Here is a 14,491-nt window from a genome sequence, read left to right on the forward strand (position 1 = left end):
CGGAAGGGCCTGCTTGGGGGGAGGAACGGATCATGAGAATCAGCGTGTTGGGGCTCGGCTACGTGGGCTGCGTGTCGGCGGCGTGCCTGGCGAGCATGGGGCACGAGGTCATCGGCGTGGACGTCAACCAGGCGAAGGTCGACCTGGTCAACGACGGCAAGGCCCCGGTGGTCGAGGAGCGGATCGGCGAGCTCACCGCCGAGGTCGTGCGGAGCGGGGCGTTACGCGCCACCCGCGACGTCCGCGAGGCGATCATGGCCAGTGAGGTGTCGCTGGTCTGCGTGGGCACGCCGTCGGAGCCCAACGGCAGCCTGTGCACCACGTACTTGGAGCGGGTCACCGAGGAGATCGGTGCCGCGGTGGCCGAACGGGGCGGGCGGCACACCGTCGTGTTCCGCAGCACCATGCTCCCGGGCACCTGTCTGAATCTGCTGGTGCCGATCCTGGAGAAGTACGTCGGCGGCACGGCCGGGGTGGACGTCGGCGTAGCGGTCAACCCGGAGTTCCTGCGCGAGGGCACCAGTGTGCGGGACTTCTTCGACCCGCCCAAGACCGTCATCGGCGAGCTCGACCAGGCCAGCGGCGACGTGGTGGCGTCGCTCTACGAGGGTCTGCCCGGCGAGGTGTTCCGGGTACCGGTCCCGGCGGCCGAGGCGATCAAGTACGCGGACAACGCGTTCCACGGCCTGAAGATCGGCTTCGCGAACGAGCTGGGCGCGGTCTACCAGGCGCTCGGCGTGGACTCGCACCAGGTGATGGACGTGTTCCTCGCCGACCGCAAGCTGAACATCAGCCCCGCCTACCTGCGCCCCGGCTTCGCCTTCGGCGGCTCCTGCCTGCCCAAGGACCTGCGCAGCCTGGTCCACGCGGCGCGGCGGGCCGACGTCTCGGTGCCCATCCTCGCCCACGTACTGCCTTCCAACTCCGACCATCTGCAGCGCGCGGTGGACCTGGTCGAGCGCACCGGCAAGCGCCGCGTGGGCCTGTTCGGGCTCTCCTTCAAGCCGGGCACCGACGACCTCCGCGAGAGCCCCCTCGTCGAGCTGGCGGAGCGGCTCTTCGGCAAGGGCTACGACCTGAAGATCCACGACGCCAACGTGAGCCTGTCCCGGCTGATGGGCGCGAACCGCGAGTACATCGAGACCCGCCTCCCGCACCTCGCGCAGCTGCTCGCCGACTCCGTCGACGAGGTCCTCGAGCACGCCGAGGTGTGCCTGGTCGGGACCAAGGATCCGGCCGTCCTCGCGGCGCTGCCGCACGGCGACGGACCCGTACTGATCGACCTCATCCGCCTTCCCGACGCCGAGGCGCGCCGGGCCGAACCGGGATACATGGGCCTTGCTTGGTAACACGACCACTGGCGGCGCGCTGAACCGTCGCGCGCTGATCCTGGTGGAGAACCTGTCGGTGCCGTTCGACCGGCGGGTGTGGCAGGAGTGCACCACACTGCGCGACGCGGGCTGGACCGTGCACGTCATCTGTCCCCAGGGGACCAAGAGAGACACGGAGCCGGAGGCCGTGGTCGACGGGGTGCGGATCCACCGCTACCCGCTGCGCGCGGCCACCGGCGGGCCCGCCGGCTATCTGCAGGAGTACGGATCGGCGCTGTGGCACACGGCCCGGCTCGCCCGCAAGGTCGGGCCGGTCCACGTGGTCCACGCCTGCAACCCGCCCGATCTGCTGTTCCTGGCGGCACGGTGGCTGAGGAGACGCGGCGCGCGGTTCGTCTTCGACCAGCACGACCTGGTGCCCGAGCTGTACCTCTCGCGGTTCGGCCGCGGCAAGGACCTGCTCTACCGCGCGGTCTGCGCCCTGGAGCGGCGGACCTACCGGGCCGCGGACATCGTGCTCGCCACGAACGAGAGCTACCGGGACGTCGCGGTGCGCCGCGGCGGCCGTCGCCCGGAGGACGTCTTCGTGGTGCGCAGTGCGCCGCAGACCGACCGGTTCCAACCGGTGCCGCCCGAGGTCGAGTTGAAGCGCGGCAAGCCCCATCTGCTGTGCTACCTGGGCGTCATGGGCCCTCAGGACGGCGTCGACTACGCCTTGCGGGCCCTCGCGAAGCTGCGCGACGAGGTCGGGCGGACCGACTGGCACGCGGTGTTCGTCGGCGCCGGGGACGCCTTCGACGCGATGGTGGAGCTGTCCCGGGAGCTCGGGCTCGACGACCAGGTGGAGTTCACCGGACGGATACCGGACGCCGACCTGGTGCGCTATCTGTCCACCGCGGACGTGTGCCTCTCCCCCGACCCGCACAATCCGCTCAACGACGTGTCGACCATGAACAAGGTCCTGGAGTACATGGCCATGGGCCGGCCGATCGTCTCGTTCGACCTCAAGGAGGCGCGCGTCTCCGCCGGTGACGCCGCCCTCTACGCGCCCGCCAACGACGAGGCCGAGTTCGCCGGTCTCATCGCGCTGCTCCTCGACGACCCGGAGAAGCGGGCGCGGATGGGCAAGATCGGCCAGGAGCGGATCAGCGGACCGCTCTCCTGGGAGAACTCGCAGGCGTCGCTGCTCGCCGCCTACGCCGCCGCCTGCCGTGACCGCACTGCGGCGTCGGCGGGCACCCCGGTCCGCACAGGGAAGAGGCTGCGCAGTTGAGCGAGGACACGATACGTCTGGTCACGATCGGGCGGATTCTCCGCCGACGCTGGCGACTTCTCGCCATCGTCGCCCTGCTGGGCGCGCTCGTCGGCTACGGCGCCTCCCTGCTGTTCCCCCCGCGGTACACGACATCGGCGTCGGTGCTGCTGCCGGGGCAGTGGGAAGAGCGTGAACTGCTGACGCAGGCGGAGATCGCGACCAGTTCGGCGGTGGCCGACCGCACTGCCGCCGCGCTCGACTGGAAGGGCGTCAGCGGCAGCGACGTGCGGGACGAAGTGAGCGCCAAGGCCGCCGAGGGGAACATCATCAAGATCTCCGGGACGGCCGAGAGCCCGGAGCGCGCACAGCAGCTCTCCGATCAACTGGCCCAGCAGTTCGTCGCGTTCGCCGCGCGGATCGCGGGCGACGACACCGGCCCCGACACGTCGGCGGGACCGGAGGCCCTGCGCAAGAAGGTCGCGCAGACCAACCGCCGCATCACCGAGCTGGCCAACTCGGCCGACCCGGGCAAGACCGTGGAGGGCGTGCAGGCCCGCACCGAGCTGGAGAAGCTGCGCACCGCGCTGCAGGAGGCCATGAAGAAGCTGGACGACACCGACCCGTCGGCGGGCAGGGCCAACATGGTCGTCATGGGCCCCGCGGCCCGGCCGACGGGCGAGGCACCGCCGACGAGGACGCAGTTCGTCGTCGCCGGGGCGCTGCTGTTCTTCCTGGTCGCGGTCATCGCCCATCTCACCGCCGCCCGCATGAACCGCAGGCTGCGCACCGAGGCGGAGATCGCCGCGGCGCTGGGCTCGACGGTCATCGGCACCGTCGACGTGCCCGCCGAACGGTCCGCGCGCGGGCCGGGGGGAAGCGGCCCGCGGGCCTGGCTCCGCCGGCTCCTCGGCCTGGACATCCGGTGGGACACACCGGCCCCGCAGATGTCCGGCGACGAGGCCGGCAGACGGATCCGCTACCGGCGGGTGTGCGCGCGCCTGCGGGACCAACTGCCGTCGCCCCGGCGGCTGCTGGTCGTCGTGCCGGACGGCGACGAGACCGCCCGCCGGGCCGCCGGGCAGCTCGTCACCGAGGCCGAGAACGATCCGTCCCGGAACTCCTCGGGCCGCGGATACCCCATGCTGCGGGTGGTGGAGGTCTCGGTGTCCCGGCCGCTCGTGCCGGACCGCGGCGCCGAGTCCGGCGCCGTGGTCGTGCTCAGCGCGGGCGCCTGGACCGCGGCGGAGCTCGCCGGCATCGCCGAGGCGTGTGCGGACGGCAGGCACGAGGTCGTCGCCGCCGTCGTCGCCGGGACGGTCCGGCCCCGTCCGGCGCGGTCCGCCGGTCCTTCTCCGGACGACGCCACGTTGGCGCTCTCGGCGCGAGGCCAGGGGACGGGAGGTTCCGTGTGACGACGAGCACGAATGCGGAGTCGTCGGCAGCCACTCCGCTCCTCGACCTGCACGCGCTGGTGGTGGCGGTGCGCAGGCGCCGCCGCCTCTGGTGCTCACTGGCCCTGCTCGGGCTGCTGGTCGGCGCGGCCGTGGCGGTGCTGCGGCCGCCGCCGCCGACCGCACGGACCAAGGTCCTGGTCACGCACCAGGAGGACCAGCCGAACGACTCCGGCACGCTGATCCGTACCGACGTCGCGCTGCTGGGCACCACGCGGATCGCCGGCAAGGCGCTGCAGGCCCTCAAGTCCCCGGAGAAGCCCGAGGACTTCATGAAGGACTACCGGGGCACCGGCCTGACCAACAACCTGATGCAGATCGACGTGACGGCCGACAGCGACGCGGACGCGGTGGCCCGCGCCAAGGCGCTGGCGGACGCGTTCGTCGATGACCATGTGCGGCGGATGCGGGAGACCGCGAAGGCCGAGGCCAAGGCCCTGCTCGACCAGCGCGACCGCATGCGGGGCGAACTCGCCGAGGTGAACAGGGAGATCGGCGACCGCTCGCCGGAGACGGAGACCGACCCGAAGGCGTCGGCGGCCATCGAGTCGCTCTTCGCGCGCAGGGCCGAACTCAACTCGCGGATCGCCGACTTCGACCAGCGCGCCGCGGACGCCCGTACCGGCACACCCAAGATCATCGCCGGTACGCAGATCGTGGACGCCCCGCGCGCGGTGCCGCAGTCCGTGCCCAGGGCCGCCGCCACCAACGCCGCGATCGGGCTGGTCCTCGGGCTCGTCCTGGGCCTCGCGGTGGCAGCGGTCGGCTCGGTGGTGGCGGACCGCCCCGTGCTGCGCCGCGCGATCGCCTCGAACCTGGGCGCCTCGGTCATCGCGGAGCTGCGCCATGTGCCCCGCCGGTCGGCCGGGCCGTGGCAGCGCAAGCGAAGCCGGGCGGCACGCGAACGGCTCACCACGACCGTGGCCCGCGCCGTGCGCGGCTCCGCGGAACCGGTGTCGCTGCTCGAACTGGGCTGTGCGCGCACCACGAGCGTGCTCGCCCTGAACGTCGCCCGCGCGCTGGCGGCGGAGGGTCCCGTGGTCGTCGTCGACGGGCTGCCCGGGCCGCACCTCGCGAACCGGCAGCGGCCGGGAGACCCGGCCGTGGTCAGCGGCGAGCGTGCCGAGTCCGCGCCGCAGCAGGCGCGCCGGATCGGCGTCGGCTCCGTCGCGCCCGGCACGGCGTGGACCGACCTCCGGTTCCTCGGCGGCCAGACCGTGCTCGTCGTACGGGCCGGGCACGGCAGCGCCGCATGGCTGCACACGGTGGCACGCCAACTCGCGGACCTGCGCGTCCCGGTGATCGGTGTGGTGCTGATCGACCCCGACCCGCGGGACCGGACCGACGGCACCCTGTGGGACGGGCAGCACACCGCGCTGCGCGGCCACTTCGAGCGCCTTGCCCGGCAGAACGAGTCGGGCGGGCAGCGAGCGGAGCGGCGGTCGAGGGCGGCCGCGCGCGTCCCGGACAGCGACCAGGAGGCGCGCTAGGACATGTGTGGCATCGCAGGCACGTACCGCTGGCCGGACGGGAAGATCGTCACGGACCGGCTCACCGACACCCTCGCCCACCGCGGCCCGGACGGCGCGGGGCGCTACAGCCACGCCGCCGGTGACGGCGAAGTGCATCTGGGGCACCGCCGGTTGTCCATCATCGACCTGTCCGAGACCGGCGCCCAGCCGATGGTCTCCGACGGCCTCTCGCTGACGTACAACGGCGAGCTGTACAACGCGCCCGAGCTGCGCGCCGAACTGACGGCCGCCGGGGTGCGCTTCCGCGGCACCTCCGACACCGAGGTGCTCCTGGAGGCGTGGCGGCGCTGGGGCACCGACTGTCTGCCCCGGCTGCGCGGCATGTTCGCGTTCGGGATCTTCGACGAGCGGACCGGTGAACTGGTGCTGGTCCGCGACCAGTTGGGCATCAAGCCGCTGTTCCTGCTCCGGCGCGGCCCGGGTCTGGTGTTCGCCTCCGAGCTCAAGGCCCTCGCGGCCGTGACCGGCGGGACGCTGGAGGTGGACCACGCGGCGCTGGTGGCCTCGCTCCTCTACTACTGGGTGCCGGACTCGCGCTGCGCGTTCCGCGAGGCGGAGAAGCTGCCGCCGGGGAGCTGGCTGCGGATCCGGCCCGACGGAACGGTGCGGCGCGGCTCGTACTGGCGGCTGAAGGACGTCGCCGCCGAGGGCCGGGAGCGGGCCCTGGCCGGCGAGCGGCCGGACCTGGCCGCGATCGTCGAGGAGTCCACCCGGCAGCACCTGCTGTCCGACGTGCCGGTGGCGACCTTCCTCTCCGGCGGCCTCGACTCCAGCTGGCTGACCGCGCTCGCCGCCCGCCACCAGCCCGGGATCGCCGCGTACACGATCGGGTTCCGCGCCGAGGACGCCAAGTTCGAGGCGATGCCGGACGACCTGCGCTACGCCCGGCAGGTGGCCGCCCAATTCGGCGTCGACCTGCGGGAGATCGAGATCGCGCCGGACGTGCTCGACCTGCTGCCGAGGATGACGCACCACCTGGACGAGCCGATCGGCGACCCCGCCGCGATCAACACGTATCTGATCTGCTCGGCCGCCCGGGAGGCCGGGATCAAGGTGATGCTCTCGGGCATGGGCGCCGACGAGCTGTTCGCCGGCTACCGCAAGCACCTGGCCAACACGCTCGCGCTGCGCTACCAGCGCGTCCCGCGGCCGCTGCGGCGCGGGGTGCACGCGGCCGTGGACCGGCTGCCGGTCGCCACCGCCAAGCGCGGATTCAGGTCGGTGCGGTTCGCCAAGCGGTTCCTGTCCTTCGCGGAGCTGCCGGAGGAGACCGCGTTCCGGCGCAGCTACACCATGTACGACCAGGAGGAGCTGCTCGCCCTGGTCGATCCGGACCTGGCGGGCACGGTCGAGGACGTGCTGACCGAGCACGCGGACGTCTACGAGGACAACGACCTCGACGACTTCGTCAACCGCATGTGCCTGGGCGACGCCCGCATGTTCCTGCCGGGCCTGAACCTCACGTACACGGACCGCTCCAGCATGGCCGCCTCCACCGAGGTGCGGGTGCCGTACGTGGACGTCGACGTGGTCAGGGCGGCGTTCGCGGTGCCCGGCGACCGCAAGATCGTCGGGCGGCAGGGCAAGGCCGTGCTCAAGGAGGCGGCCACCACGATCCTGCCGAAGGAGATCGTGTACCGGCCCAAGGGCCTGTTCAGCGCCCCGCTGCGGGCCTGGATGAGCCGGGACCTGGCGCCCCTGGTGCGCGAGGTGGTGCACGACGGCGTGCTCGTCAACAGCGGGCTCCTGCGCCGCGACGCCCTGGCGCGCATGGTCGCCGAGGACGCCGCCGGACAGCGGGACTTCTCCAAGCATCTGTGGCATGTGCTGACCCTTGAGTACTGGTATCGCGACGCGACCTCTGGGTCCGGTCAGAGCACTCGGTTAACGGCTTAGGAATTCAGAGGAGTTCGGGTGAAGCAGGTTGTACAGAACTACAAGAGCGGCGAGCTGGCGGTGCTCGACGTTCCGGTACCGGGGTGCAAGCCGGGCGGTGTCCTGGTCCGCAGCGCGTATTCGCTGATCTCCACCGGGACCGAGCTCATGAAGGTGTCCGAGGCCGGCATGTCGATGCTGGGCAAGGCCCGATCCCGCCCGGACCAGGTGGCCAAGGTCGTGCAGAGCGTCGCCACCAACGGGGTGCCCGCCACCTACCGCAAGGTCATGGGCAAGCTGGACTCCTACACGCCGCTCGGCTACTCGCTGTGCGGGGTGGTCGAGCAGGTCGGCGCCGGGGTCGACGACGTGAAGGTCGGCGACCTGGTGGCCTGCGCGGGCAACGAGCACGCGCTGCACGCCGAGCTGAACTGGGTGCCGAAGAACCTCTACACGCCGGTGCCGGACGGCCTCGCGCCGCAGCACGCGGCGTTCGGCACCGTCGGGTCGATCGCGCTGCAGGGCGTGCGCCGCGGTGAGCCCCAACTCGGCGACGTGGCCCTGGTCATCGGCCTCGGCCTGATCGGGCAGCTGGTGGTGCAGCTCCTCGCCGCCGCGGGCGTCCGCGTCGTCGGCGCCGACCCCGACCCGGTGCGCTGCGAGCTCGCCGCGGGCCTGGGCGCGGCGGCCTGCGGCGACCCCGGATCCGCGGCCGTGGAGGCGGCTGTCGCCGAGCTCACCGAAGGGCACGGCGTGGACCAGGTGTATCTGGCCGCGGGCGGCGGCAGCAATCAACCCGTGGAGCTGGCCGCCAAGTTGGCCAGGGACCGCGGCCGGGTCGTCGACATCGGCAAGTGCAAGCTGGACCTGCCGTGGAACGCGTACTACGAGAAGGAGCTCGACGTCCGCTTCTCGCGCTCGTACGGGCCCGGTCGCTACGACCCGGAGTACGAGCTGGAGGGCCGGGACTACCCGATCGGCTATGTGCGCTGGACCGAGCGCCGCAACCTGGCGTGCTTCCTCGACCTCGTCGCCCGCGGCCGCGTCGACGTGGCGCCCCTGGTCTCCCACACGGCCGCCTTCGAGGACGCCGTCGAGACCTACCAGCGCCTGAAAGAGGGCGAGTTGAAGGCCGTGGCCGTGCTGTTCCGGTACGCCGGCCACCCCGACCACGCTGCCGAGGCGCGGGAGGCCCCCGAGGTGGCTGTGCCCGCGGTGCCGCGCCGCAGTGGCGGAGCCTCCGCCCCGGCCCGGTCCGCCAAGGCGCCGGTGCGCCTCGCGTTCGTCGGCGCGGGCAACTACGCGACGTCGATGCTGCTGCCGCACCTGGCGGAGCGCGAGGGCGTCGAGCTGTCGACCGTCGTCACCACGACGGCGCTGTCCGCGGCCAACGCACAGCGGAAGTTCGGCTTCGCGCGGGCCACCACCGACCTCGACGCCGTGCTCGGCGACAAGTCCGTCGACGCGGTGTTCGTGGTGACCCGGCACAGCTCGCACGCCGAACTGACCTGCAAGGCACTGCATTCCGGCAAGGCCGTGTTCGTGGAGAAGCCCCTGGCCCTCACCGAGGACGACCTCTCCGGCGTGCTCGCGGCGGTCGAGGAGTCCGGCAACGACCGGCTGCAGGTGGGCTTCAACCGCCGGTTCGCGCCGCTGCTGCAGGAGGCCAGGAAACAGTTCGGCGTCCGCACCGGCCCGGCGAGCGTCCGCTACCTGGTCAACGCGGGCCGCCTGGAGCACGGCAGCTGGTACCTCCGGCAGGGCACCGAGGGCTCGCGGTTCGCGGGCGAGGGCGGCCACTTCATCGACACGGTGAGCTGGCTGCTCGCGGCCGACCCGGTGTCCGTGTACGCCGTCACCACGCCCGGCAACGAGGACCTCCAGGTCGTCCTGGGCTACCCCGACGGGTCCACCGCCACCGTCAGTTACGTCACCACGGGCGCCCCCGGCTTCCCCAAGGAGACGCTGGACCTGGTCGCGGACGGCAAGGTGCTGCGGCTCGACGACTTCGTCCGCGCCTCGGTGCACTTCGACGGCTCGGCGGGGCGCAAGCGGTGGGTCAGTTCGCGGCTGCCCAAGGCCCGGGACAAGGGCCAGGAGGCCGAACTGGCCGCGTTCGTCCGGGCCGTGCGGACCGGCGGGCCGATGCCGGTGCCGCTGGAGTCCCTGACCGCCACCACGGCGGCCACCCTCGCCGTGCAGGCGGGCCTCGCGGGCGGCGCCCCGGTGACGTTGGCGAGGGCGCGATGACCATGAGTGCGAGCTGGTACCTGCGGCGGCTGTCCCGGATGGGGCCGCGGGAGATCGGCGGCCGGGTGGGCGACACGGTGCGCAGGCGCCGGTGGCGCTCGGCGCGGCCCAGCTGCCCGCGCGTGACCGGCGCCCGGTTCACCGCGGTCCTGCCCGCCGGGGCGCTCGCCGCGGTGCCGCCGGACGCCGCGAAGCGCCTCGTCGCCGAGGCGGACCGGCTGCTCGACGGGCACGCCGAGTTCTTCGGGGTGCCCCGCGACGACCTGGCCGACCCGGACTGGTGGTACGACCCGAAGACCGGGCGCCGGGCCCCGTGGGGCTACGCCTTCGACGTGCCGTACCGCGACGAGGAAGCGGTCGGGGACATCAAGCAGATCTGGGAGCCGTCCCGGCACCAGTACCTCACCGTGCTCGCCGCCGCCTACGCGGTCACCGGGGACGAGCGGTACGCCGAGCGCGTGGCCCAGCACCTGCGGCTGTGGTGGGCGGCCAACCCGCCGCTGCGCGGCGTGCACTGGATCAGCGGCATCGAGCTGGGCATCCGGCTCCTGTCCTGGGTGTGGATACGCCGGCTCCTCGACGGCTGGCCGGGCGCGGCCGGGCTCTTCGAGGAGAACCCGGTGGCCCTGAACCAGATCTGGCACCACCAGCGCTGGCTGGCCGCCTTCCCCAGCCGGGGCTCGTCGGCGAACAACCACGTCATCGCCGAGGCCGCCGGGCAGTTCGCCGCGGCCTGCGCCTTCGGGTGGTTCCCGTCCTCGGCGCGCTGGCGGGACGGGGCACTCGCGTCGCTGGAGCGGCACCTGCGCGGCAACACCTTCCTCTCCGGCCTCAACCGCGAGCTGGCCACCGAGTACCACGGCCTGGTCCTCGAACTCGGCCTGGCCGCGGTGGCCGAGGCGGACGCCGCCTCGGTGCCGGTCCCCAGGACGCTCCGCCTGGTGCTGCTGCGGATGACCGACGCGCTCGCGGCCGTCGTCGACAGCCGCCTGCGGCCGCCGCGCCAGGGGGACGCCGACGACGGGCACGGCCTGATCGTGGACGGCGCGGGCACCGACCGCTGGGCCTCGCTGCTGGCCACCGGGGACGCCGTGTTCGGCCGCCTCGACTGGTGGCCGACGGTGACCGGCACCGATGTGCGCACCCCGCTCCTCGCCGCGCTCGTCCGCCCGTACGGGAAGAAGGGCACCGCACCGGCCGTGACCCGCCCGGCGCACCGGCCGCACCACTTCGCGGACGCGGGGCTCACCGTGCTGCGCGGTCAGGGGGCCGCGGGCGAGATCTGGTGCCGCTGCGACGGCGGCCCGCACGGCTTCCTCTCCATCGCCGCGCACGCCCACGCGGACGCCCTGTCCGTGGAGGTCCGGCACGACGGCGTCGACGTCCTCGCCGACCCGGGGACGTACTGCTACCACGGGCAGCCCGAGTGGCGGCGGTACTTCCGCTCGACCCTCGGCCACAACACCCTGGAGCTGGACGGCGCCGACCAGTCCGCCTCCGGGGGCCCGTTCCTGTGGACCCGGCAGGCCCGCAGCCGCGTCCTGGCGGCGGACACCTCCACGTGGTGTGCCGAGCACGACGGCTACGGAGACTCCGTTCACCGCCGCCGGGCGGAACTCACCGCCACGGAAGGGGAGTTGCGGATCGTCGACGAGGTGCGCGGCCCGCGCCGGGACGTGCGCCTTGCGTTCCACCTCGGCCCGGCGGTCACCGCGGATCTGGCGGGCGACCGGGCGGTGCTCACCTGGGCCCGGGACGGCGAGGACCGCTCCGCCGTGCTCGACCTGCCCGGCCAGCTGTCCTGGCGGGCGCACCGCGGCGAGAGCGACCCTCCGCTCGGCTGGTACTCGGCCGGCTTCGGGCGCAAGGAAGCCGCCACCACGCTCGTCGGCACCGGATTCGCCGACGGCACGGCCGAGTTCACGACCGCACTCAGATTCCGCGACTAGCGCGCCAGAGCAGAGAGGGGGGAAGACACATGGGGATCACATGGCGGACCTGGGCGGCGTCGGCGGCACCGCTGGCGCTCGCGCTGCTGGCCACCGGCTGTATGAGCACGTCGGGCACCCCGGCGGCGGAGCCGAGCGCCGAGCAGTCCGCGACCACGACCCGGGCCCGGGTGTGCGCCGCGCCCCCGGCCGGGCCCGCGAAGGCGCCGAAGGGCGCCGTGACGGTCGACCCCAAGGTGGCCGGCGACCTGGCCGCGAAGACCAAGAGCAGCCCCCCGAACACCACGTTCTGGCTCCGGCCTGGCACCCACCGGCTCGACCGGGACCGCTACTCGCAGGTCGTCCCCAAGAAGGGGGACCGCTACCTCGGCGCGCCGGGCGCGGTGCTCGACGGACGCAAGGTCAACCAGTACGCATTCGGCGGCAGCGCCCGCGACGTCACCATCCGCTATCTGACCGTGCAGGGGTTCGTCGCGCCGCAGGACGAGGGCGTGGTCAACCACGACTCGGCCGACGGCTGGGTGATCGAGCACGCCACGATCCAGCGCAACTCCGGCGCCGGGCTGATGGCCGGTGCCCGCCAGCGGGTCCGCGCCAGCTGTCTGCGCGACAACGGCCAGTACGGAATGAACGCCTACAAGGCGGGCAACCCCGTGCGCGACCTGGTGGTCGAGGGCAACGAGATCGTCGGCAACAACACCGGCGACTGGGAGCGGCGCAAGGAGGGGTGCGGCTGCACCGGCGGCATCAAGTTCTGGGCCGTCAACGGCGCCGATGTGCGCGGCAATTGGGTGCACGACAACCGTGGCACCGGGCTGTGGGCGGACACCAACAACAACGACTTCCGCATCGAGAACAACGTGCTGGAGGCCAACGACGGTGCCGCGCTGATCTATGAGACCAGCTACAACGCGGTCATCCGCAAGAACACGATCCGGCGGAACAACTGGGTCGAGGGCCGCAGGTACGCCGAGCGCGGCGACAGCTTCCCCTTCGCGACCGTCTACGTGTCCGAGTCCGGCGGCGAACCCCGGATCCACGCGCGCACCGACAAGATCGAGATCTATCGGAACGTGCTGGAGGACAACTGGTCCGGGATCACCCTGTGGGAGAACGCCGACCGGTTCTGCAACAGCCCGGCCAACACCTCCTCCGGCGACTGCACGTTGCTGGTGCGGCGCTCCGACCGCTGCGCGAAGCCGGCGATCTCCAAGTCTCCGCTCTACGCCGACTGCCGGTGGAAGACCCAGCGGGTGGACATCCACGACAACCGCTTCGTCCTCGACAAGTCCGTCGTCGACTGCACGGACAAGTGCGACCGCATGGCGGTGCTCGCCAACTACGGCACCTATCCGAAGTGGTCGCCGTACAAGGGCGAGCGGGTGGCCGAGGCGATCACCGGCGAGCAGCACAACCGCTGGCACCACAACACCTACGTCGGGCCGTGGCAGTTCGTCGCCCACGACCCGAGCCGGGTGCTCGACTCCGGGCAGTGGCAGGCCGATCCGTACCGGCAGGACGCGGGCAGCACCTTCCGCGCACGGGACGGTGGTTGAGGTGGCGGCGGAGGCCGGGATGGCAGTGGAGGCCGGGATGGCGGCGGACCGCACGCCGAGGACCGTCGGCACCGTCTGGGGGCTGCTCGTCCTCAACACCCTCGGCTCCGCCGGGGCGAAGACCATCGTGCCGCTGCCCCGCTCCCTCATCCAGATGGTCACCATGGGCGCGCTGGTCGCCGCGTTCACGCTGGCGCTCGCGGTCAACCTGCGGCTGCGGATCAGGCCCAGCGCGTACGTGCTGCTGCTCACCCTGCTCCTGGTGCCGAGCGTGATCGCCAGCGCGAACCTGGAGTCCGGGTTCGGCGCGCTGTTCCGCTGCGGCCGCCTCGCCCTCTTCGTGGGCACGCTGTGGCTGCTCACCCGGTGGTGGGACGGCGGCCTGACGTTCGTGCGGCACCACATCCGGATGTACTTCGCGGTGCTCGGGTCGGTGGCCGCGGGCCTCGTCATCTCGCCGGGCGCGGCCCTGCCCGATCTCTACGGCGGGCGCCTGGTCGGCGCACTGTGGCCGCTCACCCCGCCGCAGATCGGGCAGTACGCCGCGGTGATCATCGGGCTCACCGTGCTGCTCCTCCTGGGCCGCAGGACCGACAGGGCCAGCGCGGCGGTCGTCATCGTGCCGTCCCTCGTCCTGCTCGCGCTGAGCCACACCCGGACGGCCACGCTCGGCCTGCTCCTCGGTCTGGCCCTGGCGATCGGCTCGCTCGTCCTGACCAGCGCCGCCGCCCGCCGGTTCTTCCTGTGGACGGTGCTGATCGCGACCGTGGCCGCGGTGGGGTTCGCCTCCGCGCTGCAGAAGTGGTACCTGCGCGGCCAGACCCAGGAGGGCCTGTCCAGCCTCACCGGCCGGGCCAAGGTCTGGGACGCCCTGCTTGCGGCGCCCCGGTCGACCGCGGAGCAGCTGTTCGGCATGGGCCTGGGCGACAAGTCGTTCGGCGGGCTGCCGATCGACAACAGCTGGCTGGCCGTCTACCACGAGCAGGGCTGGACCGGCGTCACCCTCGTGGCGGCGATCATCGTCGTCCTCGGCGGCGTCGCGCTGCTGCGGCCGCCGTCGCTGCAGCGGGCCTGCGCGATCTTCCTCATCAGCTACTGCGCGATCGCGTCGTACACCGAGGCCGGGCTCGGCGACGCCTCGCCGTATCTGCTCCATCTGGCCCTGGCCGCCGCTCTGTTGGCGGCGCCCGCCGCGGCCGCTCCCCCGGCGACGCCCGTCGTCGCCCGGTCGACGCCCGCAGCACCCCGCCGACGCGTCCCGAGCTGGGCCCGGGACCGGGAGGTGACCTGAC

Annotated in this window: 9 protein-coding genes; all 9 read left to right on the forward strand. The window is 72.8% G+C overall.

Features of this window, described 5'->3' with window-relative positions; all coding sequences use genetic code 11:
* Positions 1 to 32: 32 nt before the first annotated feature.
* The 9 genes from ACQB60_RS15630 to ACQB60_RS15670 are packed head-to-tail and all read left to right on the forward strand — an operon-like array spanning position 33 to position 14,490.
* Positions 33 to 1,349, forward strand: coding sequence for a nucleotide sugar dehydrogenase (locus tag ACQB60_RS15630; RefSeq protein WP_496926566.1), 1,317 nt, complete (start codon positions 33 to 35; stop codon positions 1,347 to 1,349).
* On the forward strand, positions 1,339 to 2,604 hold the full coding sequence (locus ACQB60_RS15635) for a glycosyltransferase family 4 protein (RefSeq protein WP_496926567.1): 1,266 nt from the start codon (positions 1,339 to 1,341) through the stop codon (positions 2,602 to 2,604). Before ACQB60_RS15630 ends, ACQB60_RS15635 begins: the two co-directional genes overlap by 11 nt.
* On the forward strand, positions 2,601 to 3,998 hold the full coding sequence (locus tag ACQB60_RS15640) for a Wzz/FepE/Etk N-terminal domain-containing protein (RefSeq protein ID WP_496926568.1): 1,398 nt from the start codon (positions 2,601 to 2,603) through the stop codon (positions 3,996 to 3,998). Before ACQB60_RS15635 ends, ACQB60_RS15640 begins: the two co-directional genes overlap by 4 nt.
* Positions 3,995 to 5,527, forward strand: a complete 1,533-nt coding sequence (locus ACQB60_RS15645) for a Wzz/FepE/Etk N-terminal domain-containing protein (protein ID WP_496926569.1) — start codon at positions 3,995 to 3,997, stop codon at positions 5,525 to 5,527. Before ACQB60_RS15640 ends, ACQB60_RS15645 begins: the two co-directional genes overlap by 4 nt.
* Positions 5,528 to 5,530: 3 nt before the next feature.
* A complete protein-coding gene (gene asnB / locus ACQB60_RS15650) occupies positions 5,531 to 7,465 on the forward strand; it encodes an asparagine synthase (glutamine-hydrolyzing) (RefSeq protein WP_496926570.1) in 1,935 nt (644 codons plus the stop codon).
* An 18-nt stretch (positions 7,466 to 7,483) separates the two neighbouring features.
* Positions 7,484 to 9,694, forward strand: a complete 2,211-nt coding sequence (locus ACQB60_RS15655) for a bi-domain-containing oxidoreductase (RefSeq protein ID WP_496926571.1) — start codon at positions 7,484 to 7,486, stop codon at positions 9,692 to 9,694.
* Positions 9,691 to 11,643 carry an alginate lyase family protein gene (locus tag ACQB60_RS15660; RefSeq protein ID WP_496926572.1) on the forward strand — a complete coding sequence of 651 codons (1,953 nt, stop codon included), beginning with the start codon at positions 9,691 to 9,693 and terminating at the stop codon, positions 11,641 to 11,643. The genes ACQB60_RS15655 and ACQB60_RS15660 overlap by 4 nt, the downstream gene beginning before the upstream one ends.
* Positions 11,644 to 11,672: 29 nt before the next feature.
* Complete coding sequence (locus ACQB60_RS15665; protein ID WP_496926573.1) at positions 11,673 to 13,199, forward strand: right-handed parallel beta-helix repeat-containing protein; 1,527 nt, start codon at positions 11,673 to 11,675, stop codon at positions 13,197 to 13,199.
* 37 nt (positions 13,200 to 13,236) lie between these two features.
* Positions 13,237 to 14,490: an O-antigen ligase domain-containing protein gene (locus ACQB60_RS15670; RefSeq protein ID WP_496926647.1), complete on the forward strand. Its 1,254-nt coding sequence runs from the start codon at positions 13,237 to 13,239 to the stop codon at positions 14,488 to 14,490.
* Position 14,491 lies beyond the last annotated feature (1 nt).

This window comes from Streptomyces odontotermitis, from assembly GCF_050510915.1.
Classification (GTDB): Bacteria; Actinomycetota; Actinomycetes; order Streptomycetales; family Streptomycetaceae; genus Streptomyces.